This window comes from Streptomyces sp. NBC_00249, assembly GCF_026342355.1.
Lineage (GTDB): Bacteria > Actinomycetota > Actinomycetes > Streptomycetales > Streptomycetaceae > Streptomyces.
This window is the reverse complement of the sequence record NZ_JAPEMV010000007.1, coordinates 381,221-403,120: the sequence shown is the minus strand read 5'-3', so window position 1 is coordinate 403,120 and position 21,900 is coordinate 381,221. Positions and strand designations below refer to the sequence as shown.

The window sequence follows — 21,900 nt, the reverse complement described above, 5'->3', positions numbered from 1 at the left end:
CTTGACCGTCCAGAACGGCCGTAGGCCCCTGCGGCTACTACCTGAGGTCGCTTGCAGATTCGAGCCGCTCCTCCTCTACCACGAGTGGGATCGGGATCTGGTTCGCCGCATAGTAGAGCGCGATCAGGAAGTGTGCGACGAGAGTGAGAGGAGCGGAGAAGAAGGACAGGATCACGGTCAAGGGGTAGGCGACCGCGCCCAGTCCGAATCGCACCCTGGTGGCCCGGGCCCCGTCCTTGTCCACGGTTTCGTGGAAGAGGTGGCCGACCTTGGTGACGTACCACCAGAAGGCCAGGAAGGCGAGAGCGTACACGACGGTCCACGCGCTGTAGAGGATCGCGGCGACGTTGGCCGATTCGTCGTCGGTGAGGTGCTCCGCCAGGACGTTGGTCGTGTACGGAATCACCGACACCACCATCAGCACCAGGAGATTCAGGAACAACAGCGGCCGGTCCACCCGCTTGAGGTGGCTGAAGATCGTGTGGTGGTTCACCCACATCACGCCAATGATGAGGAAGCTGACGAGATAGGCCGCGTAGTGCGGCCATTGTTCCCGGAGTCCGTGCCACAGCGCGGTGCCCTGTTCCTCCGGAACCTTTAATTCCAGCACCAGGATGGTGATCACGATGGCGAATACGCCGTCGCTGAACGCCTCGACCCTGTTGGTTTCCTGTTCCATGACCTCCCCTTCACCGTTCGATTACGTGTGCGGGGAAGGCGTTTCCCCCGCCTTCCCCGCACACGCTACCCACGAATAGGCCGTCAGCCGCCGAACCCGGCAGTCTGGCGCCAGATTCGGCCATCGCGGACGACGAGTGTCCCGAACGCGTGCTCCGGCTCGCCGTTCAGGTTCATGATCGCCCGGTAGAAGATGGTGTCCTCCGTCTCGATGTACTCCTGGAGTTCGACCAGCGTGGGCTTCACCGTGAGATATCCGGTGAACGTCTCGCGAACGGCCTCGATGCCGACGGAAACCCCTTCGAAGCGCAGCAGGACGGCGTCGTCGGTGTAGTTCTTCATCACCGCCTCGATGTCCAGGGCGGCCAGGGCCTCCATCTGCCGGACGAAGACGGGGTGCAGCTTGGCGATGTCGTACTTGGCCATGTTCGACTCCCTATCGGTCGCTGGCGGCGCCGCCTGCGACGCCGCTGGTGGTGGTGTCTGTGCCGTCGGGGTCCGCGCAGCCGGCGACGGCCGGCGCGAGGGGCAGCCGGACGACCATCCGGGTCTCGCCCGGACGGGAGCGGGCCGTGATCGACCCCTGGTGGCGCTGGGTCACGATCCGGTAGCTGAGGTGCAGCCCCAGGCCCGTGCCCTTCCCCACGTCCTTGGTGGTGTAGAAGGGTTCGAAGATGCGGGGCAGCACGTCCTCGGGGATGCCCCGGCCGGTGTCGGTGATCTCCACGACCATGCAGACGCCCTCGGGGCGGGCCCGCAGGGTGAGGACGCCGGAACCCTCCATCGCCTCGGCCGCGTTGTCGACCAGGTTGGTCCACACCTGGTTCAACTCCCCTGGATAGCCCGTCAGTTCGGGCAGGCCGGGGTCGTAGGCGCGGACGACGGTGATGCCGGAGAGCTTGGACCGCAGCACGACCAGGGTGTTCTCCAGGCCGTCCGTCACGGAGAAGCGCTGCTCGGGGGCCCGGTCGAGATTGGCGTAATCCCGTGTGGCCGCGACCAGTTGGGAGATCCGGGGACCGGCCGCCCGCAGCTCGGCGGCCAGCGAGCGGGCTTCCAGCAGCGCCGCGAGGTGGTCGAGGGCGGCGGGCAGCGCGGCCGGGCCCACCCCTTCCAGCCGGTCCAGCAGCCAGCCCAGCTCCAGGCCCAGGTCGGAGGCTCCGGAGCCGAGGAGTCCGCTCTGCCGCGCGCCGGCCTCCTCGGCCCAGTCGGCGATCTCCTCCTCGGCGTCCGCCATGGCGAGGGGGTCGGTGGTCTCGGGCGGCGCCAGCTTGTCCAGTTCCCCGGTGAGGGTGTCCAGTACGGCGCGCTCCGCGCCGGAGGCGGCCGCGCCCCACGCGTAGGCGGTGCCGGTCAGCCGTTCCAGGGCGGGGACGAGCTCCTGCGCGGCGCGGGCCACGGCGGCGGCCGGGTTGTTCAGCTCGTGCGCGAGCCCGGCGGCCAGGGTGCCCAGCGCCTCGACGGTGGCCCGTTTGCGGGCCTGGACCTCGGAGGACTTGATCCGCCACGCCAGGACGGGCAGCAGGACGGCCGCCACCCCGTGGCAGCGGGTCAGCATCTCGAAGAACACCTCGCGGGAGTAGGCCACCACCGTGGTCGAGGGTCCGCTCGCGGCCGCGGTGGCCACGTAGGAGCCCTCGGTCAGCAGCGGCAGCTCCCCGGTGAAGCGGTGGGCGGCGGAGGGTTTGCCGTCGTGTTCCTCCGAGGCGGCGCTCTCCTCCTCGGTGGAGTGCCGGGTGAGGACCTCCTCGCGGCCGTCGACGACCTTGGTGACGACGAGTCCTCCCGAGAGCAGGACGTGGAAGCCGGTGGCCTCCTCGCCGTCGCGGAAGAGCACCTCCCCGTCGGCGAGGACCCTCGGCCGCGAGACCGAGACGAGCCAGTCCAGCTGGTCGTCGGTGAGGGCGGCGAAGAGCTCCAGCCCGTGCAGGGCGGAGCGCAGTGTGCCCGCGTGCGGGCCCGCGTCGGTCACGGTGTGCTCCCCTCGGCCCTGGTGCGGGAGGCCAGCCGCAGGGTCGTGAACAGGGCCAGCGCGCAGACCGCGGCGACGGCGGCCATGAAGCCGACCGAGGTGCGCTGGAGGCCGTGGATGTTGGTCAGCAGTCCGGCGAGGACCGCCGGGACGCTCATGGCGAGGTACGCGAAGACGTAGACGGCGGCGGTCAGTTCGCCGCGGTGGGCCGGTTCGGCGAGGGAGCTGAGCGCGCGGAAGGCGCCGAGGAAGGCGGCGCCCCAGCCGCCGCCGAGGACGGCGGTGGCGACGAGGAAGACGGGCGCCGAGCCCAGGCCCAGGGCGAGCAGCACCAGGGCGAGCCCGGCGAGCAGTCCGAGCAGGCCCAGGACGGCGGTGCGCAGGGCCTCGGTGCGGCCCAGGAGCAGCTGGGCGGCGGTGGCGGCGCCGGCGAGCAGGGCCACGGTGGCCCCGCCGACGAGGTAGTTGGTGCTGCGGAGCAGGGACAGGGCCAGGTGCGGCCCGAGCGAGAGGTAGAAGCCGCCCACGGCCCAGACGGCCACGATGGTCAGCGCGAGCACCGCGAACCGCCCGCGCACGGCGGCCGGCACCCGGATCCGGTGCGGGACCACCCGGAGCCGGCCGTCGGCTCCGGGAGCGCTCTCACTCATCCGGACGACCCCGACCAGCGCGAGCGCGAAGGCTCCGACCAGCAGCAGGTAGCTGAGGACGGTCGGCGCGGGCGCGTACTGGACGAGCAGTCCGGCCCCGATGCCGCCGAGGCCGATGCCCACGGTCGGGCCGGCGCTGTTGACCTGGGCGCCGAGCGCGGGCCGTGAGCGCGGGGTGAGTTCGAGCAGGGCCGCGCCCATGGCCCCGGTGGCCAGGCCGACCGCCAGCCCCTGCACGGCACGGGCGGCGAGCAGCAGCCCGAGTCCGTCGGCCGCGGCGAACAGGCCCATGGAGACGATCGCCAGGACCAGCCCGGCCCCCAGGACGGGGCGGCGTCCCAGGGTGTCCGAGAGGGAGCCGAACAGCAGCAGTCCGGCGAGCACGGTGACGGCGTAGAGGGCGAAGACGACGGTGACGGCGCCCGAGGACAGGTCCCACCGCTCCTGGTAGAGCACGTAGAGGGCGGAGGGGACGGAGGAGGAGAGCATCAGCAGGACGAGGACCGCGCCCACCACCCAGAATCCGGACGGTCTGGGCGTGCCGGCCGCGCGGGCGGCTGGGTGCACGGCGTCTCCCGTGGTCGTGGTGGTCGTGGTGGTCGTGTTCTCGGTCGGTTCGGCCACTGCGTCTACTCCACTCCTCCCGGGGGCCCTCGCGGGCGCTCAGGCGGTGATCCGGGCCGCCCGTTCCAGCGCGCGGGCGGTCAGTACGCCCGCGAGGTGGCCCAGGTATTCGGCCGAGGTGCCGCGCCCGGGGACGAACAGCTCCCGGGGCTCGGCTCGGAAGGCCGCGAGCACGTCGCGCGTGGTCCACGGGCCGCCGCGCAGCCGCTCCTCGACCCCGCGCAGGCGCAGGGCTCGGGGGGTGGCTCCGGTGACCGCGATCCGCGGTCCTTCGGCGGTGATCCGTACGGCGGCGGCGCACAGCGGGTAGCGGGTGGCCCGGTCGGCCGTCTTCTCGAAGGCGGCGGCGGGTCCCGCGGCGGGGACGAGCAGGGCGGTGACCACGGCCGGGCCGGGCACTCCGGTGGCGGCGAGGTCCTCGGCGGTGACGGTGGACCGCCCCGCGGGGCCGGCCAGTTCGACCGCGGCGCCGGCGGCGAGGGCGGCGACGGGCAGGTCGGTGGGCCGCCCGGTGACGGCGAGGTTGCCGCCGACGGTGCCGAGGTTGCGGACCTGGGGGTCGCCGTTGGCGCGGGCCGCGGCGGCCAGTTCGGGTGCCCCGGCGAGCACCAGCGGGTGCGCGGCGAGTTCGGCGAGGGTGGTGAGGGCGCCGATCCGGATGCCGTCGCCGGTGCGGGTGACGCCCCGCAGCTCCTCCAGGTGGCGCACGTCGATCAGCAGCCGGGCCCGTTCCTCGCCGGCGCGCAGGGCGGGCAGCAGGCTCTGGCCGCCGGCCAGGACGCGGGCGCCGGGGCCGGAGCCGAGCATGGCCAGGGCCTCGTCGAGGGCGGCGGGCCGGACGTAGGTGAACTCGGTGAGGATCACCGGTCCCCTCCTCTCAGGTGGCGCCAGACCTTCTCGGGGGTGAGCGGCATGTCGATGTGCCGGACGCCCAGGTCGGACAGGGCGTCGACGACCGCGTTGACCACGGCCGCGGCGGGCGGGACGGTGGCGATCTCGCCCGCGCCCTTGGCGCCGAGCGGGTTGTGCGGGGAGGGCGTGACGGTCTTGTCGATGGTGAAGAAGGGCGCGTCGGCGGCGCGCGGCAGGGCGTAGTGGCCCAGGTCGCGGCTGACGAGGATGCCGTTCTCGTCGTACTCGGCGGCCTCCATGAGGGCCTGGCCGAGGCCGTGGACGATGCTGCCCTCGATCTGCCCGTGGACGATCTTCGGGTTGCCGATGTTCCCGGCGTCGTCGACGGCGGTGTAGGCCACCACCTCGGTCTCGCCGGTCAGTTCGTCGACCTCGACGACCGCGACGTGCGTACCGAAGGGGTAGTTGAAGTCCGGCGGGTCGAAGTGGGTGGTCTCGTCGAGGGCCGGCTCGATCTCGGGGGGCAGGCCCCAGCCGTACCACATGGCCATGGCCAGCTCGGAGAAGGTCTTGGCGTTCTCCGGGTTGCCCGCCTCGTGGACGGCGCCGCCCTCGTAGACCACCTTGTCCTCGGGGATGCCCAGGAAGACGGCGGCGGCCCTGACCAGTTTGGCCTTGATCTTGCGGGCGGTGAGGGCGACGGCGGGCGCGGCCATGCTGTAGGAGCGGGAGCCGTAGGTGCCCTGCCCGTACGGGGCCTTCTGCGTGTCGCCCTCGAAGACCTGGACCTGCGCGGGGTCGATGCCGAGCTCGTCGGCGGCGACCTGCGCGAAGACCGTGCCGTGGCTCTGGCCGGTGGAGGCGGAGCCGACGGTGACGGTGACCTCGCCGGTCGGGTGGACGCGGATGTTCGCGCTCTCCCAGGTGCCGCCGAGCATGCCCTCCTTGGACATCCGGGTGGAGGGGCCGACCCCGCAGATCGCGACGTAGGTGGCGATGCCGACGCCGAGCCGCTTGCCGCGGGTGCGGGCCTCGGCCTTGCGGGCGGGCATGTCGGCGTAGCCCGACAGGGCGATGGCCTTGTCGAAGTTCAGCTCGTAGTTCCCGGAGTCGTAGGTCCAGCCCAGACCGTTGTCGTAGGGGAACTTCTCCTTCGGCACCAGGTTCTTGCGGCGGACGGCCGCCGGGTCCATGCCGATCTCGGAGGCGTACCGGTCGACGAGGCGTTCCATCAGGAAGGCCGCCTCGGCGCGCCCGCTGCCGCGCTGGGCGCCGAGCGAGACGGTGTTGGTGAAGACGGCGTAGACCTCGCAGAAGGCGGCGCCGATGTCGTACATGCCGCTGATGGAGCGGCCCATCAGGGCGGTGGCGACGCCGGGGCCGATGGTGGAGGGGTACGCGCCGAGGTTGGCGTAGCTGGTGGCGCGCAGGCCGGTGATGCGGCCGTCGCGGGTGCCGGCGAGGGTGACGTGCTGGCGGTGGTCGCGGCCCTGGACGGTGGAGTTCATCAGGCCGGTGCGGGTGTCGACCCATTTCACGGGCCGGCCCAGCGCCTTGGACAGCAGCAGGACGAGCGCCATGTCGGGGTAGAGGTAGCCCTTGGTGCCGAAGCTGCCGCCGACGGTGGGGGCGATCACCCGGAGCTTGTTGAAGGGGATGCCGAGCACCAGCGCGGAGAGCAGGAAGCGGTGGTTGTGGGGGCCCTGGGTGGAGGCGTAGAGGGTGTACTCGCCGGTGGCCCGGTTGTAGTCGCCGACCGCTCCGCGGGGCTCGATGGGGCTGTTGATGGTGCGCTGGTTGACGAGGTCGAGCTCGACGGTGACCTCGGCCTCGGCGATGGCCGCGTCGGTGCGGTCCTTGTCGCCGCAGGTCCAGTACGCGTTCAGGTTGCCGGGTACGGCTTCGTGGAGCTGGGGCGCGCCTTCGGCGAGGGCCTCCTCGGCCCGGGTGACCACGGGCAGCGGCTCGTACTCGACGGAGATGGCGGCGAGCGCGGCGGCGGCCTGGCGCGGGGTCTCGGCGACGACGACAGCGATCGGGTCGCCGACGTGCCGGACGGTGTCGCCGGTCAGCACGGGGCGGGCGCCGGGAAGTCCGTAGGGGTGGGGCGGGAAGTGGCTCTCGACTCCGCCGGGGATCCAGATGCAGGGCAGCGGCATCACGTCGGCGAAGTCGGCGGCCGTGGCCACCTTCAGGACGCCGGGGAGCTGCTCGGCGGCCTTCGTCTCGATGGAGAGGATCTTCGCGTGGGCCACCGGGCTGCCGAGGATGGCCATGTGCGCGGTGTGCGGCAGGTCGATGTCGGCGACGTACGTGGCCTCGCCGCGCAGCAGCTGCGGGTCCTCGCGGATGTCCAGCGGCAGGCCGAGCACGGTGTGCTGCGCCGTCTCCTGCGTCGCCCCGGCTTCTTCCGTCGCCGTGGCCTCCTGCGTCACGGCGGTCTCCCCCGTCACTGCGGTCATCTCGCTCACCCCTCCTGTCCGGACGCGCCGGCGGTGGCCGCGGCGGAGGCGTCGGCCGGGGCGGGTGCGGCGCAGGCGCGCTGCACGCCGCGGACCACGCTGTGGTAGCCGGTGCAGCGGCAGAGGTTGCCGGTGAGCCATTCGCGGATCTCGGGCTCGGTGGGGGGCTCGCCGCCGGCGGCGTTCTTGACGAGCGCGGTCTCGACGAGCTCGCCGAGTGCCATGACCATGCCGGGCGTGCAGAAGCCGCACTGCGTGCCGTGTTCCTCGCGCAGGGCCTCCTGGAGGCCGGTCAGTTCACCGCCGGGGGTGGTCACCCCCTCGATGGTGGTCACCTCGGCGCCGGCGGCGGCCGCGGTGAGGACCAGGCAGCTCTTGACGGACCGGCCGTCGAGCCGCACGACGCAGGTTCCGCACTGGCCGGTGTCGCAGCCGACCTTGGTGCCGGTCAGTCCGAGGCCGTCACGGAGCCGTTCGACGAGCAGTTCGTTGGGCTGGGCCGAGAACTGCTCGGGTCTTCCGTTCACGTGCAGTGTCAGATCCATGCGAGCGCCTGCGCTTCCGTGAGCGGCCGGTTGAAGAGGGGACCGCCGGGCTGCTGGAGAATTCCTCCCGAGTGCAGCGGCCCGGTGTCCACGGCGGCGAATCCGAGGTCCGTGATGATTCCCGCGACGATTTCCTTCGCCTTCGCGTCGTCGCCCGCCGTGAAATGGGCCAGGCGCTCGGACGCCGCCGTGCCGGGGGCGGTCCCGGCGACGGCGAGGGTTTCGAAGTGCATGGTGTTCAGGGATTTCACGACGCGGGCTCCGGGATACCACTCGGCGACGAGTTCGCTGGAGCCCCGCCCGCCCAGGTCCGCGGGGGCGCCGGCGCCGGCGAACGCGTTGGTCGCGTCCACCAGCACCTTGTCCTGCACCACGTGCGGGGGCAGCAGCCCCCGCACGCCGGCGAAGGGCAGCATCAGCACCAGGAGGTCGGCCTGGCCCGCGGCCTCGACGGGGTGCGCCGCCGAGGCCTCGGGGCCCAGTTCGGCCAGCAGGGGGCCGAGGGAGCGCGGCCCGCGGGCGTTGGCGAGCACCACCTGGTGGCCTGCCGCCACCAGGATCCTCGCGAGGGTGGAACCGATCCGCCCGGTACCGATGACGCCTGTCCGCATGGGGGCTCCTCGATCTCTGGGTCCGGCGGCGCCGGAGGTCAGTCCATTCCGATCCAGACCGACTTGGTCTGGGTGTAGCTCTCCAAGGACTCCGGCCCGCACTCGCGGCCGTAGCCGGAGGCCTTGTAGCCGCCGTAGGGCACGGAGGGGTCGTACTGGTTGTAGCAATTCACCCAGACCGTCCCCGCCTTGATCTGCGAGGCGACCCGGTGGGCCCGCCGCAGGTCCTTGGTGTGGACCCCGGCGGCGAGGCCGTACGCGCTGTCGTTGGCGATGCGTACGGCGTCCTCCTCGGTGTCGAAGGGGATGATCGACAGGACGGGTCCGAAGATCTCCTCCTGGGCGATGCGCATCCCGTTGTCGACGCCGGTGAAGACGGTCGGCAGGAAGTACAGGCCCTGACTGGAGGCGCCCTCCGGGGTCCAGCCGGCGCCTCCGGTGCGCAGCACCGCGCCTTCCTTCTCGCCGACCTCGATGTAGGAGCTGACCTTGTCGAACTGGCCCCGGTGGGCCAGCGGTCCGAAGAGGGTGGCGGGGTCGCGCGGGTCCCCGGGCTTGAGGGCGGCGGCCCGGCGGACCAGGCGTTCGACCATCTCGTCGTGGATGGGCCGGTGCAGCAGCAGCCGGGATCCGGCGGTGCAGATCTCGCCCTTGTTGTAGTAGATGCCGAAGAAGGCGAGTTCCTCGGCGGCGTCGAGGTCGGCGTCGGCGAAGACGATGTTGGCGGACTTCCCGCCGAGTTCCATCGTCACCTTCTTCAGGGTGCCGGCCGACTTGCGGATGATCGTCTGGCCGACGGCCGTGGAGCCGGTGAAGGCGATCTTGTCGATGTCGGGGTGGCCCGTGAGGGTCTCTCCCAGTTCCACGCCCGGACCGGTGATGACGTTCAGCACCCCGTCGGGGATCTCCGCCTCCTGGAAGAGTTCGGCGATCTTCAGGGCGGTGAGCGGGGTGGCCGGTGAGGGCTTGTGGACGACCGTGTTCCCGGCCGCGAGGGCCGGGGCGATCTTGGTCATCGACAGCAGCAGCGGGAAGTTGAAGGGGGTGATGGCGCAGACCACGCCCAGCGGTTCGCGCAGGGTGTAGGCCAGCTGTCCGCCGGCCGGGGCCCTGGAGGAGCCGTCGACCCGGGTGACCGCGCCCGCGTAGTAGTGCATGAGCTGGGCGGCCATGGGTGCGTCGACGGTGCTGGAGAAGGCGAACGGCTTGCCCATGTCCACCGTTTCCAGCAGGGCGATCTCCTCCAGGTCCCGTTCGATGAGTTCACCGACGCGGTTCAGCCGCAGCGCGCGCTCCTGGGCGGACAGCCGGCTCCACGGACCTTCCTCGTACGCTCGGCGGGCGGCGGCGACGGCCGCGTCCGCGTCGGCGGCGGCGGCCTGGGCCACCGGCACGATCTCCTGTCCGTCGACCGGGCTGATGTCCGGTTCGGTACGGCCGTCCTGGGCGGGGACCCATTTGCCGCCTATGAACAGCTTCCCGGGGTTGGCCAGGGGCCGGTCACTGAGCACGCGCTTGGTCATGGCTGCACCTTCCGGTGTCGAGTGCGGGGGCTAGCCCTGTTCCAGCTGCCGTAGGAACGTCTCGGCGAGGGCCTTGGAGGAGTACGGGTTCTGGCCGGTGGTGAGCTTGCGGTCCACGACGACGTGCGAGTCCCAGATCGCTTCGGCCTTCTCGTAGCGGGCGCCCAGTCTGGTGAGCTCGGCCTCCAGGATCAGCGGGAGCCGGCCGGCCATGTTGGTGACCAGTTCCTCGCTGTGGGAGAACGCGGTCATCCGGTATCCCTCGAACGGCCAGTGGCCCTCGCCGTCGCGGAGCGCGAGGAGCGCGGTGTGGCCGTGGCAGACGGTGGCGATCGGCTTGTCCTGGGCGATGGCCCAGCGCAGGAGCTGGGCGAGCTCGTCGGACTTGGGCAGGTCGCCGATGGCCCCGTGGCCGCCGCTGATGTAGATGCCGTCGTACCCGGCGACGTCCTTCTCGCCGAGGGACTCCAGCACGAGGGGGTTCTTCAGCTGGGGGGTCTGTTCGATGACGCGTACGTAGTCGGCCGCGTTGGCCGCGTCCTCGTCGGGCGAGCCCTGGGGCCGCACCCACTGGAGGAACTGTGCGTCGACGCTGGTCTGGTCGACCGTGGGGGCCTCGCCCCCGATCGTCGCCACGTCCACGGCGTGGCCGGCGGCCCGGAAGAGCGTATAGGGAACCACGAATTCCTCGGCCCAGAATCCCGAGGGGTGTTGTTCCCCGTCCAGTAGGTGGAGCGTGGCCTTTGCCGTCATGACGACGAGAATCTTCATGACTCTCTCCTTGTTCTGGATTCGCTGCCGATTCAACACGCCCCCTGCTAGGGGCGTAAGGGGGAGACGTCAGGCCCGCGATACTTCGTCACGTGCGTCCAACGCCGTCAGGATCGTGCGGAATTCATCGACCAGGGGGTGGCCGGGAAGTGCTTCCGCGAATATGCGCTCGCCGTACAGCGCCGCCATTTCCGGCACGTAGGGGAGAATTCCGGCGAGGGGGGCGCCGTAGACCTCCTCCGCCCGCCGCCGGACCGTTTCCCGGTCGACGCCCTCGGGCGCCATGCTCAGCACCAGGACGCGCCGGCAGGCCAGCCGTCCGGCCAGGGCGATGGTCTCCTCGACCCCCGAGAGGTCGATGCGGTCGGCCCGCGCCATGATCAGCACCACGTCGGCGCTGCCCATGGCGGTCACCGACTCGTTGTTGAGCCCGGCGTGGGTGTCGAGCAGGAGCACGTCGAGCGCGTGGTGCTCCGCCAGCCGGTCGAAGCCCTCCGGGAGCAGTCCCACGTCGTACCCGGTGGTCATCAGCTCCCGCAGGTCCTCCGGCCCGGACCGGGCCGGTACGACGTACAGCCCGGGCACCGCGGTGGCGCGGGCCGCGGACTCGATCTCGCAGCGGCCGAGGAGGTAGTCGGCCAGTGAGCCGGTGCCCGGCCCGAGTCCGAAGAGCAGGTCCAGGGTGGGTGACTGGAGGTCGGTGTCGACCACCCCCACCCGGCTCCCCCCGGCTGCCAGGAGCAGCGCGAGGTTCGCCAGCACCGAGGACTTTCCGGTGCCGCCGCGGTGCGAGTGCACCACGATGGTCCGGGTCATCAGGCCACCACCCGGTAGCCTCTGCCGCCCGCGTGCGGCCCCCGCGCCGCGCGTGGCCGGTGCAGGGCCAGCATGGTGACGTCGTCGTGCTGTTCGCCGTTGCCGGTGTGTTCGCGCACCGCCCGGTCCATCAGATCGACCACCTCCCTGCCGCTCCCCGGGGGGCCGGTGAGCAGCTCCAGCATCCTCTCGTCACCGAGGAAGCCGCCCTGGGGGCAGCGTGCCTCGGGCACTCCGTCGGTGAACACGAAGAGGGTGTCGCCGGGGTTCAGCTGGGCGTAGCCGAGGGTGTAGACGCAGTCGGGCAGGACTCCGACGGCGGGTCCTGTCACGTCGAGCGGGCGTGGCAGGGCGCCGTCCCCGGAGAGCAGCAGCGGCGGGTTGTGGCCGCCGTTGATGTAGACGAGGCTGCCGGTGAGCGGGTCCAGGACGCCGAAGAACAGGGTGGCGAAGTAGCCCTGCCGCAGGTGGTTGCGGGTGAGGTAGCCGTTGGTGGCGGTGACCGCGTTGAGCAGCGGGGTGGCGCCCACGACCGGGGTGCGCCGGCTGCCGCCGGTGCGGCCTTCGGCCATCAGGTGCTGGAGTCCGCTGTTCTCGGCGGTGTGGCGCAGCAGGGAGCGGATGAGGGCCATGAACAGGGCCGCGCCGACGCCCTTGTCGCAGACGTCGGCGACGACGACCGCGAGCCTGCGGCCCCGGGAGAGCTCGAAGACGTCGTAGAAGTCCCCGGCGACCTGGCGTGCGGGCCGGAAGCGGACGTCGATCTCCCAGCCGTCGGGCACGGGCAGCGATTCGGGCAGGAAGCCGGCCTGGATCTCGCGGCCGATCTCCAGTTCCTTCTCGTAGCCCATGAGTTCGGCGCGGGCGTCGGCCTCGCGCAGGTGGCGGCCCAGGCCCGCCCGTTCCGAGCAGGTGAGCAGCCGGGCCCCGACGAGCGCGGGCAGGAAGGGCGGGACGAGGTAGTCGTGCCCGAGGCGGACGTGCCGCTCCAGGGCGACGAAGTCGGACACGGTCCACACGGCCACGATCGGGGCCCCTGCCCAGCGGCGCAGCCGGCGTACGGCCGTGCGCACGGACTCCCCGTCGGCCTCGGCCGGGGCGAGCAGCACGTCCGCGACGGGCAGCTCCTCCAGCGGGCCTTCGCGCAGTTCGCGCAGTGTGCGGGTGACGAGTTCCGCGTCCATCGCCCTGAGCGCGTCGAGCAGTTCGGGCGGTGGCGGCGGGTACTCGTCGAGGATGATCACGGTCGTGGAGGGCATGGGTCCGTCCCCTCAGCCTTCACAGTCAGCGTGCTGATGTTGCGGCCGTCCCTGCGGGCGTACGTGTACTCGTCCACGCTGGTCAGTGCCAGGTGGATGCCGAGGCCGCCGACCCTGCGCCGTTCCGGGGGGACCCCGGGGGCGGGGGGCAGGCGGCCTTCGACGGGGTCGAACGCGGGGGCGGTGTCCTCGATGACGATCCGCACCCCGTCGGGACCGGAGCGGCCGCGGACGGTGATCCGTCCGTCGCCGCCCCGGTACCCGTGCATCACGATGTTCGTGGCCAGCTCGTCGACGGCCAGCCGGATCCGGTACGTGGCTCCTTTGCCGAGACCGGCCCGGCCGGCGAGGCCGAGGACGAACGCGGCGATCTCGCCCAGTGCCCCCACGGTGGCGGGCACTTCCAGTACGGCGGGCTTCCTCGCCAGTTCGACCATCTCAGTCTCCGGCGGTCCGGCCGGCCGACTCAGTCATCGGAGAGCAGGATGCTGCGGTCGAGCCCGGCCGTGCGGATGGTCCGGGAGACGGGCTCGATGGCGCCGACCACCTTGATGGTGACCCCGGTGGCCACCTTCTGCTGGGCGAAGACCAGGGAGCGCAGTCCGGCGCTGGCCATGTAGCCGACGCCGGCCATCCGGATCTCCACGGTGCTGGTGCCGTGACCGGCGGCCTTCTCGATGGTCTGGTGGAAGTCCGGTGCGGTCTTGGCGTCCAGCTCGCCCGTCAGTTCGATCACGGTGGTGTCGCCCTCGATGCTCAGGGACACGGAAAGCGGCATGTGAGGTCTCCTTCGGTCAGGGCGTGTCAGGCGTCTCGGGGCTCGGGCTCGTTCGCGCGGCCCACCAGGATCACGACCGACCGCGGGCCGATCAGGTACTTCCCGGCGTTGTCCAGCTCCGCTTCCGTGCCCGGGGTGCGGATGTCGTACGGCGCCTCGGCGCCGGTGTCGGCGAACAGGTGCCAGCTGCGGCCGCCGGGCAGGGCGGGCAGTTCCAGGTCGTGCGCCTCCCAGTGGGAGTTCATGGCCACGTACACCACGTCCTCGTCACCGACCCCGCAGCGGGCCACGGCCAGCAGCCGGCTCTCGGCCGACCAGTCGGGCTGCCAGGCCCGCTCCCCGTGCCAGCTGATGTCCGGCAGGCCCAGGTTGTCGCGCAGCCGGCCGGTGGGGTGGGAGGTGGAGCGCAGTTCCCGGTGGTGCTTGCGGAAGGCGATCATCTCCCGCGTGAACCGGAGCAGTTCGGCGTTGTCGTCGACCTGGTCCCAGTCGAACCAGGACAGTTCGTTGTCCTGGCAGTACGTGTTGTTGTTGCCCTGCTGGGTGCGTGCGACCTCGTCCCCGGACAGCAGCATCGGGATGCCCTGGCTGGTGAGGAGGATCGCGAGGGCGTTCTTCATCTGTCGCAGCCGCAGCGCGTTGACCTCGGGGTCCTCGGTCGGCCCCTCGGCCCCGCAGTTCCAGCTGGCGTTGTCGTTGCCGCCGTCGTTGTTGCCCTCGCCGTTGGCCTCGTTGTGCTTGTCGTTGTAGGAGACCAGGTCGGCCAGGGTGAAGCCGTCGTGCGCCGTCAGGAAGTTCACGGACGCCGAGGTGCCGCGGGTGGAGTAGAGGTCGGGCGAGCCGGCGATCCGCGTCGCGAGCTCCCCGGTGACCCCGGGGTCGCCCTTGAGGAAGCTGCGGACGGTGTCGCGGTACTTGCCGTTCCACTCCGCCCAGCGGCCGTACGCCGGGAAGTTTCCGACCTCGTAGAGTCCGCCCGCGTCCCAGGCCTCGGCGATGAGCTTGGTGTGCCGCAGGACGGGGTCGAAGGCGAGCAGTTCCAGCAGCGGCGGGTTGGGCAGCGGGGTGCCGTCCAGGTCCCGGCCGAGGATGGCCGCGAGGTCGAAGCGGAAGCCGTCGACGTGGTAGTCGGCGACCCAGTGGCGCAGGCAGTCGAGCACGTAGTTGCGCACGACGGGGTGGTTGCAGTTGACCGTGTTGCCCGTGCCGCTGAAGTTGAAGTAGTACCCTTCGGGCGTGAGCATGTAGTACGTGGCGTTGTCGAGGCCCTTGAAGGAGATGGTCGGGCCCATCTCGTTGCCCTCGGCGGTGTGGTTGAAGACGACGTCGAGGATCACCTCGATGCCGGCGGCGTGCAGGTCCTTGATCAGGGTGCGGAACTCGTCGCCCTGCATGCCGTAGCGTCCGGTGGCCGCGTAGCCGGCCTTGGGCGCGAAGAACGAGACGGTGTTGTAGCCCCAGTAGTCGTAGAGCTTCTCGCCGGTCTCGGGGTTGCTGCGCGGGTTGTCGCTCTCGTCGAACTCGAACACGGGCAGCAGCTCGATGCAGTTCACCCCGAGTTCCTTCAGGTACGGGATCTTCTCCCGCAGCCCCGCGAAGGTGCCGGGGGCCGTGACCTGCGAGGAGGGGTGGCGGGTGAAGCCGCGCACGTGGGCCTCGTAGACGACGAGGTCCTCGGCGGGCAGCCGCAGCGGGGTGTCGTCGCCCCAGTCGAAGTCCTGGAGGCAGACCCGCGAGCGGTACTGGTAGCCGCGGCTGCGGTCCGGCTCCACGCCCCACACGTCACGGCCGGCGATCAGCCGGGCGTACGGGTCGGAGAGCACCTGGCGGGCGTCGAAGCGGTGGCCGGTGGCCGGGTCGAAGGGGCCGTCGGCCCGGTACCCGTACTCGATGTTCTCGTGGTCGAGGCCGAAGACCGTCATGGCGAAGACGCTGCCGGTGCGGAACTCCTCGGGGAATTCCAGCTCGGCCATCGGCTCGGGCTCTCCGCGCTTGAAGATGACCAGGGTCATGGAGGTGGCCTGGTCGGAGAAGACGGAGAAACTGACCCCGCCGGGTACCACGTTGGCCCCGAAGGGGAAGGGCTTGCCCGCGCGGACGCGGTACCCGCCCACTTCGTGGGTCGGGTACGCGTCCACGCGCAGCACCTGCTCGGACCGGGCCTCGCTCATCGCGCGACCTTGGCCCGGGCGGCCGCCGCGGCGGCCTCGCCGGTCTCGAAGAAGTCCAGGAAGCCGGTGGCCGACATGACGAACCGGACTTCCTCGCTGACCCCGTACAGGGTGACCGCGACACCTGCGTGCTGCGCCTCGCGGTAGACGACGAGCAGCGTGCGCAGCCCGGCGCTGGAGACGTAGGTGACGGCGGTCAGGTCGATGCGCAGCGGCCGGCCCTCGCGGACCAGCGGCAGCAGTGCCTCGAGCAGGGCGCCCGAGGTCTCGCTGTTGATCTCGCCGGTGGCGACGAGCACGGTGCCCGCCTTGTTCCGGCGTTCCTTGATGCTGAGAGTCATTGCCTTCCCCTCTGATTGGGGCGCCCCCCGTTGAGCGCTACTTCTTGGCCACGGGCCGGAGCCGGACCTTGACCTTCACCCGCCCCTGGACGTCGGGGAGGTGGACGGTGAGCTCGTCCGCGTCGAATTCCTCGTACGGCTTCTCGTCGATCTCCACGGAAGCGATCCGTACGGATCCGGCGGGCAGCAGGTCGGGCGAGACCCGCAGGATCCGGTCGGGCAGGTCGGTCGGGTCCGGCTGGAAGTGGAAGTCCATCTCCCGGCCGTTGACGAGCAGGTTGTTGTACACGGCGGCGAGGAAGCAGAGTTCCGCCGAGTGGTACATGGACATCGAGTGGCTGCCCTTGAGCCGCTCGGTGCCGAGCAGGTACGGCGTACCGCTGGCGAGCACGTTGAAGTAGACGGCTCCCTCGTCGTGGTCGAGGAAGAAGGTGTTGTAGAAGGCCTGGGCCTGCCGGGCCTCGCGCAGGCTGGCGTCGTCGCCGACGGTGCCGTTCAGGATGAGGTAGGCGAGGATCGCCTGCTCCTGCTGCCACCAGGCCTTGCGGTCGTGCCAGGCGAACCGGTACGCCTCCTGGTCCCCGCTCTTCGCCCGCTCCACCACGTCGTACCAGCCGCCGCGCTGGACGTCGCTGCCGACCGCCGGCATGATCTCGCCGATCTTCCTGGCGAGCTCCTCGTAGGCCGGCTTGGCCTTCAGGGAGTTCATGCGCATCAGGTTCCAGGCGATCTTGAGGTTGTGGCCGACCACCGCGCGGTTCTGCTGCCAGCTGTGCGCGGTGTCGTGCGACCAGTCGCGGAAGAACCGCTCCTGGACGAAGGGGCTGTTCTTGTAGTCCGGGAACTTGTCCGCGATCGTGTCGAACGTGTACTCGAGGAAGTCGGCGTACTTCTGGTCGCCGGTCGCCAGGTACAGGTTGATCAGGTACGCGGGCGCGTGGTCCCCGACCGAGTTCCAGTTCTTGCGCTCGGCGTTCTCGCCCAGCGACTCGTGGTCGGCGCTGAAGAGGATCGGGTCGATGTGCGAGAAGTACCCGCCCTGCTCGGGGTCCTTGAAGAACTTGTCGAACAGCCGGATGGTGGCGTCGGCGTCGTTCTTGATCCGGACGTCACCGGTGATCCGGTAGGTCTGGACGGGGCCGGCGAGCGCGTAGATCTGCTCGTACATCGGGATCGCGTCGTAGTCGTCGGAGAACTCCGAGGTGAACAGCTTGCGTTCGCTGTCCCCGTCGACGCTGATGCCGTGGTACCAGAAGACCACGTCCTCCTCGCTGTCGACGACCCGCATGTGCTTGCGCAGGTACTCGGTGCCGCGCTCGGCGACCTCCAGGTATTCGTCCTTGCCGGTCAGCAGGTAGGCCGAGGCCATGCCGTAGACCAGGCGGGAGATGGTGTCGGTCTCCTGGACGTGGCTGGCCGTCTTGTCACCGCCGAGCCTGATCTCGGTGCGGTACTCGGTGAAGTCCACCGGTCCGTCGCCGAACTGCGCCCGCTTGTAGAAGTCGGCCAGCGACTCGATCTGCTTGACCCACCAGCTCGGCTCCTCGAAGCGGTAGTCCTCGGCGCCGCGGCCCAGGAACACCAGGCGCTTCGCCTCGAACCGGCCGCCCTGCTCCGGGTAGTGGACCCCGTAGACGAAGAGGAAACGGCCCGGGGAGAGCATCTCGTCGATGTGCCCGGAGGCGTCGATGTACGGCTCGTCCAGGTTGCGGACCAGCTCGGCGCTGGGGTCGCCGGCGAGGGAGACCTCGAAGGTCCGCTCGTCGGAGGTCTTCAGCGTCAGCTGCCGGGAGCCGGATTCGAAGCGGACGACGTAGCCCGCGATCGTGTCGGAGAAGGAGAAGCTCAAGGAGCCCGCCATGTCATGCACCGTCCTTGTCGTCGTGAGAGCTGTCGTCCTCGTATCCCTGGCTGACCTCGACGATCACCCCGTCGGGGTCGCGGACCCACACGGTCCGCCACCCGCAGATGAAGTCGTCGAAGTCCAGCGGCCCCAGGGTCACTTCGGCGGCGTCGCCCAGTTCCGCGAGGAACGCGTCGACGCTGTCGGTCTGGAAGGCCAGGTGGCGCATCCGGCCCGGGGTCCGCGGGCCGTCGTCGTGCGCCGCGCGGGCCGGCTCGGCGTCGGCCGCGAAGAGTTCCAGGTACGCGTCCCCCTTGCGCAGAAACACGATCTTCGCCTCGCCGAGGTCGACCACCCGGGCCCGGGTGAAGCCGAAGTACCGGGTGTAGAACTCCTCGGTGGTCTTCTGGTCGGCGCAGTTCAGGCCCACGTGCGACCAGTACATGCGGTCCGGCATCAGCCGGCCCTCCGGCCCCGCCCGGCCGCGACCAGCTCGATGATGCGGCGGGCGAAGAGGTGGTGGTGGGCTCCGGTGCGGCCGGTGACCAGGTCGCCGTCGACCACCACGTCCTCGTCGACGTACTCGGCGCCCATGTTGCGGACGTCCCCGATGAGGTTGTTGTGGCAGACCACCTTGCGGCCGCGGACCTTGCCCGGGATGGAGGAGGCCAGCCACATGCCGTGGCAGATGATTCCCTTGAGGACCGTCGGCTCCTCGAAGGCCCGGCGCAGCAGCTCCGTGGCCGGGGCCAGCCGGTCCACGTCCTCGGTGTAGCGCAGCCGGTCGGCCACCATGCCCGAGGGCACGATGATCGCGGCGTAGCGGCGCAGTTCCTCGTCGCTCAGCCCCTCCAGGGACAGGTCGGCGGTGAAGGGCGCCCGGTACTCGTGGCCGGAGAAGGTGATGGAGTCGTTGCCCCACAGCCGGGTCAGGAAGTCGACCTGGGCGCCTTCCTCGGCGAAGCGGTGCTGGTAGTAGAAGATCTCCGGCTCGTAGAAGTCGCTCTCCACGAGGACCGCGATCCGGGTACCGCTCAGCGCGCCTTCGCGCAGGACGACGTCAGGCACCGTGGGCTCCCTTCGGTGCGGCGATGAACTCCGCCGCGCGCTCGGCGATCATCGCGATCGCGGTGTGGCAGTTGCCCGACGGGACGGCGGGCATCACGCTGGCGTCGACGACGCGCAGGTTCCGTACGCCGTGCACCCGCAGTTCGGGGTCGACGACGGAGAGGTCGTCGATGCCCATCCGGCAGGAGCCGGCCTGGTGGTGGTAGCTCTCCGACTTCTGCCGTACGAAGGTCCGCAGCTCCTCGTCGCCGGCGTAGCCGGGCCCCGGCTGGAGCTCCTGCTTGTACCAGGGCGAGAAGGCGGAGGTCGCGAACAGCTCCCGGGAGAGCTTGACGGCCTGCACCATCCGCTCCAGGTCCCAGCGGTCGCCCAGGTAGTTCGGGTTGACCAGCGGGTGGGCCAGCGGGTCGGCGCTCGCGAGCCTGATCCAGCCTCGGGAGACGGGCCGCACCAGACCGGGCAGGATCGACACCGTGTTGGGGTGGTCCTGGCCGACGATCACGTCGAAGGGGACGTGGACGAAGGCGATCTGGAGGTCCGGGGCGGGCAGTCCGGGCCGGGAGGACAGGAATAGAGCGCTCTCGGAAAGGTTCTGCGCGGGCGGCTGGAGCTCCTGGGAGACCTCGGCCATCAGCCCGGTCAGCACGTGGTTGTGGAAGTTCTCGCCGACCCCGGGCAGGGCCGCGGTGACCCCGATGCCGTGCTCGCGCAGCTGGTCGGGGTGGCCGATCCCGGAGAGCAGCAGCAGCTTCGGGGATTCGATCGCCCCGGCCGCCACGATCACCTCGCGCCGGGCCCGTACGGTGTGCGCCCCGGGGGCCTGGGCCCGGCTGTGGCCGTCGCGGACGGTCCGGCCGGGGAACTGCGCGGGCGGCTGGAGCTGGGTGTACTCGACGCCGGTGCAGGTGTCCCCGTCGAAGAGCAGCCGGGTGGTCTGGGCGTCGGTGCGCAGGGTCAGGTTGGGCCGCTGGAGCGCGGGCTCCAGGTAGGCGGCCAGCGCGCCCTGACGGCGTCCGTCGGCCACGTCGATGTGGTGCCAGCCGGTGCCGAAGAGGCCGCGCCGGGGGCCGTCGGTGTTGAAGTCGGCGATCTCCTCGTGGCCCAGTTCGACGGCGGCGTCGATGAAGGCCCGGGAGGCCGGGTTGGGGCCGTGCAGGCCCGCGTTGGTGACCCGCTGCGGTCCGCCGGTGCCGGTGGTGGGCGCGGTGGCGTCCTCCTGGGCCTCCAGCCGGGCGAAGTACGGCAGGACGTCCTCGTACGCCCAGCCGGCCGCGCCCTGGTAGGCCCAGTTGTCGAAGTCCGAGGCGTGGCCCCGGATGTGCATCATGATGTAGAGGTTGCTGCTGCCGCCGGGGGCCTTGCCGCGCGGTTCGTACGTACGGCGGCCGCCCAGGCCCGGCTGCGGGACGCTGGTGTAGCCCCAGTCGACGGGGCCGCCGAGGAGCTTGTACCAGGAGGACGGGTCGTCCACCTCGGGCGGGATCCGGCTGCCGCCCGCCTCCAGGACCAGGACGGAGACGTCCGGGTCGGCGGAGAGGCGGTGGGCGAGGACGCTGCCGGCGGTGCCGGAGCCGACGATCACGTAGTCGTACTGCTCTGTGGCCACGAGTCGGGTCCTCCCCCTCAGCCCTGGCTCAGCACCTGGAAGGGGACGGTGTCGTGGTAGTTCGCCATGTAGGCGATCCGTCCGTCCACGATCCGGAAGAAGTTCATGACCTCGGCCTCGATGGCCTCGCCGGAGGCGCTGACGGCGGTGAGGTGCGAGACGGCCGCGGCCTTCTCGCCGTCGACGAGGAAGTGGACGGGCTCGTTGCGGAAGACCCGGTACATGGTCCCCATGCCCTTCATCATCGAGCGCAGGGTCTCCAGGCCCTCGATGTGCCCGGCGAGCTGCTCGTCCATGACCTGGTCCTCGGCGAACAGGTCGCACCAGCGGTCCCAGTCGCCGGCGTTGGCGTACTCGTAGTACTTGGTGAGGACCGCCCGTGCGTCCTCGGCGCTCTGCGCGCTCTGCGCGTTCATCGCGTTCATCCCCCTATCGGTCCCTGCGGGTTCCGTCCGGCGCGAAGGGCGCCCAGAACTGGCTGAATGCGGAGGCCGTGTCGCCGAAGAGCCCGTCGCGGCCCTCGACGATCCGGCCGCCTTCCCACCGCATGAAGTGGAAGACCGGGTAGTCCATCCGCTCGTACGGGGAGGTGCTCGCCGGGTCCGCGCCGTCGCGCCGGGCGACGTTGCGGCAGACGTCGGCGCTGCAGTCCTCGCCGACGAGGACCGCCTCCAGGTCCATCCGGAAGGTGCCGCCGGTCAGCTTGTGGGTCTGCCCCATCAGCTCCAGGAAGGCGTCCAGGCTCTCGTACCAGCCCGCGAGGGGGTGGTTGCCCGGGACGAGCCAGCGCAGGTCCTCGGAGTAGTACTCCAGGATCCGGGCGCGGTCGCCGGAGCCGAGGGCGGCGTAGGCCGCCTCGACGCGTTCGCGTGTCACTTCGGTCATGGCCGGCGCCCCCTCAGAGCGAGCCGGAGCCGGGCATCGGCGCCAGTTCGTTGACGGTGTACTGCTTGATCAGGGGGCCGTCGGGGCCCGCCACCACGGTCCAGGTCTGGTCGGCGTCGAAGCCGAGCCACTGGCTGCGGGCGGCCGGCGGGTCCCAGATCTTGGCCTGCCAGTTGACGAGGACCCGGACGACCGCCCGGTCCCCCTCGATGACGGGCTCCACCTTGGTGACGGTGTGCACCTCGTCGAAGAAACGGCTGGTCACGGCGGCGTACCAGCGGCCGAAGCCCTGGTGTCCGAGGAAGGTGTCCTCGGGGACCTTGAACTCCAGGTCCTCGGTGATGAGGGCGAGCACCTGCTCCAGCGGCAGGTGCCGGTCCAGGGCCACGTACCAGTTCTCGGTGAAAGTGCGGATCGCGTCCTCGGTCAGCCGCTCGGCGGGCAT

23 protein-coding genes are annotated in these 21,900 nt (G+C 70.9%); all 23 read right to left on the bottom strand.

The window, feature by feature from the left end; translation table 11 throughout:
- Positions 1-37 precede the first annotated feature (37 nt).
- Positions 38-679, bottom strand: coding sequence for a TMEM175 family protein (locus OOK31_RS29220; RefSeq protein ID WP_267090359.1), 642 nt, complete (start codon positions 677-679; stop codon positions 38-40).
- An 83-nt stretch (positions 680-762) separates the two neighbouring features.
- Positions 763-1,104, bottom strand: a complete 342-nt coding sequence (locus tag OOK31_RS29215; RefSeq protein WP_267090358.1) for a nuclear transport factor 2 family protein — start codon at positions 1,102-1,104, stop codon at positions 763-765.
- A 10-nt stretch (positions 1,105-1,114) separates the two neighbouring features.
- A complete protein-coding gene (locus tag OOK31_RS29210; RefSeq protein ID WP_267090357.1) occupies positions 1,115-2,650 on the bottom strand; it encodes an ATP-binding protein in 1,536 nt (511 codons plus the stop codon).
- Positions 2,647-3,924: an MFS transporter gene (locus OOK31_RS29205; RefSeq protein WP_267090356.1), complete on the bottom strand. Its 1,278-nt coding sequence runs from the start codon at positions 3,922-3,924 to the stop codon at positions 2,647-2,649. The genes OOK31_RS29210 and OOK31_RS29205 overlap by 4 nt, the downstream gene beginning before the upstream one ends.
- A 39-nt stretch (positions 3,925-3,963) precedes the next feature.
- Positions 3,964-4,788 (bottom strand): xanthine dehydrogenase family protein subunit M, encoded by an 825-nt coding sequence (locus tag OOK31_RS29200; protein WP_267090355.1) that lies wholly within the window; start codon positions 4,786-4,788, stop codon positions 3,964-3,966.
- Entirely contained in the window at positions 4,785-7,238 is a 2,454-nt protein-coding gene (locus tag OOK31_RS29195; RefSeq protein WP_267090354.1) for a xanthine dehydrogenase family protein molybdopterin-binding subunit, read from the bottom strand. Before OOK31_RS29195 ends, OOK31_RS29200 begins: the two co-directional genes overlap by 4 nt.
- A gap of 5 nt (positions 7,239-7,243) precedes the next feature.
- The gene (locus OOK31_RS29190) at positions 7,244-7,771 is read right to left on the bottom strand and encodes a (2Fe-2S)-binding protein (protein ID WP_267090454.1); all 528 of its coding nucleotides are present in this window, start codon (positions 7,769-7,771) and stop codon (positions 7,244-7,246) included.
- A 2-nt stretch (positions 7,772-7,773) separates the two neighbouring features.
- A complete protein-coding gene (locus tag OOK31_RS29185) occupies positions 7,774-8,496 on the bottom strand; it encodes an NADPH-dependent F420 reductase (protein WP_267090353.1) in 723 nt (240 codons plus the stop codon).
- A complete protein-coding gene (locus tag OOK31_RS29180) occupies positions 8,433-9,917 on the bottom strand; it encodes an aldehyde dehydrogenase (RefSeq protein WP_267090352.1) in 1,485 nt (494 codons plus the stop codon). Before OOK31_RS29180 ends, OOK31_RS29185 begins: the two co-directional genes overlap by 64 nt.
- 30 nt (positions 9,918-9,947) lie before the next feature.
- On the bottom strand, positions 9,948-10,688 hold the full coding sequence (locus tag OOK31_RS29175) for a type 1 glutamine amidotransferase domain-containing protein (protein WP_267090351.1): 741 nt from the start codon (positions 10,686-10,688) through the stop codon (positions 9,948-9,950).
- A gap of 69 nt (positions 10,689-10,757) precedes the next feature.
- Positions 10,758-11,504 carry a MinD/ParA family protein gene (locus OOK31_RS29170; RefSeq protein ID WP_267090350.1) on the bottom strand — a complete coding sequence of 249 codons (747 nt, stop codon included), beginning with the start codon at positions 11,502-11,504 and terminating at the stop codon, positions 10,758-10,760.
- Positions 11,504-12,763: a PP2C family protein-serine/threonine phosphatase gene (locus OOK31_RS29165; RefSeq protein ID WP_267090349.1), complete on the bottom strand. Its 1,260-nt coding sequence runs from the start codon at positions 12,761-12,763 to the stop codon at positions 11,504-11,506. Before OOK31_RS29165 ends, OOK31_RS29170 begins: the two co-directional genes overlap by 1 nt.
- Positions 12,745-13,200, bottom strand: a complete 456-nt coding sequence (locus tag OOK31_RS29160) for an anti-sigma regulatory factor (protein WP_267090348.1) — start codon at positions 13,198-13,200, stop codon at positions 12,745-12,747. Before OOK31_RS29160 ends, OOK31_RS29165 begins: the two co-directional genes overlap by 19 nt.
- A 29-nt stretch (positions 13,201-13,229) precedes the next feature.
- On the bottom strand, positions 13,230-13,541 hold the full coding sequence (locus OOK31_RS29155) for an STAS domain-containing protein (RefSeq protein ID WP_267090347.1): 312 nt from the start codon (positions 13,539-13,541) through the stop codon (positions 13,230-13,232).
- A 26-nt stretch (positions 13,542-13,567) separates the two neighbouring features.
- Positions 13,568-15,712, bottom strand: coding sequence for a glycogen debranching protein GlgX (glgX, locus tag OOK31_RS29150; RefSeq protein ID WP_267090346.1), 2,145 nt, complete (start codon positions 15,710-15,712; stop codon positions 13,568-13,570).
- On the bottom strand, positions 15,709-16,053 hold the full coding sequence (locus OOK31_RS29145; protein ID WP_267090345.1) for an STAS domain-containing protein: 345 nt from the start codon (positions 16,051-16,053) through the stop codon (positions 15,709-15,711). The genes glgX and OOK31_RS29145 overlap by 4 nt, the downstream gene beginning before the upstream one ends.
- Before the next feature lie 37 nt (positions 16,054-16,090).
- Positions 16,091-17,914: an AGE family epimerase/isomerase gene (locus OOK31_RS29140; protein ID WP_267090344.1), complete on the bottom strand. Its 1,824-nt coding sequence runs from the start codon at positions 17,912-17,914 to the stop codon at positions 16,091-16,093.
- 1 nt (position 17,915) lies between these two features.
- Entirely contained in the window at positions 17,916-18,353 is a 438-nt protein-coding gene (locus tag OOK31_RS29135; RefSeq protein WP_267090343.1) for a VOC family protein, read from the bottom strand.
- Positions 18,353-18,964 carry a DJ-1/PfpI family protein gene (locus OOK31_RS29130; RefSeq protein WP_267090342.1) on the bottom strand — a complete coding sequence of 204 codons (612 nt, stop codon included), beginning with the start codon at positions 18,962-18,964 and terminating at the stop codon, positions 18,353-18,355. The genes OOK31_RS29135 and OOK31_RS29130 overlap by 1 nt, the downstream gene beginning before the upstream one ends.
- On the bottom strand, positions 18,957-20,570 hold the full coding sequence (locus OOK31_RS29125; protein ID WP_267090341.1) for a GMC family oxidoreductase: 1,614 nt from the start codon (positions 20,568-20,570) through the stop codon (positions 18,957-18,959). The genes OOK31_RS29130 and OOK31_RS29125 overlap by 8 nt, the downstream gene beginning before the upstream one ends.
- A gap of 17 nt (positions 20,571-20,587) precedes the next feature.
- Positions 20,588-20,986, bottom strand: a complete 399-nt coding sequence (locus OOK31_RS29120) for a nuclear transport factor 2 family protein (RefSeq protein ID WP_267090340.1) — start codon at positions 20,984-20,986, stop codon at positions 20,588-20,590.
- A 13-nt stretch (positions 20,987-20,999) separates the two neighbouring features.
- Positions 21,000-21,455 carry a nuclear transport factor 2 family protein gene (locus OOK31_RS29115; RefSeq protein WP_267090339.1) on the bottom strand — a complete coding sequence of 152 codons (456 nt, stop codon included), beginning with the start codon at positions 21,453-21,455 and terminating at the stop codon, positions 21,000-21,002.
- Between the two features lie 13 nt (positions 21,456-21,468).
- Positions 21,469-21,900 (bottom strand): nuclear transport factor 2 family protein, encoded by a 432-nt coding sequence (locus OOK31_RS29110; protein WP_267090338.1) that lies wholly within the window; start codon positions 21,898-21,900, stop codon positions 21,469-21,471.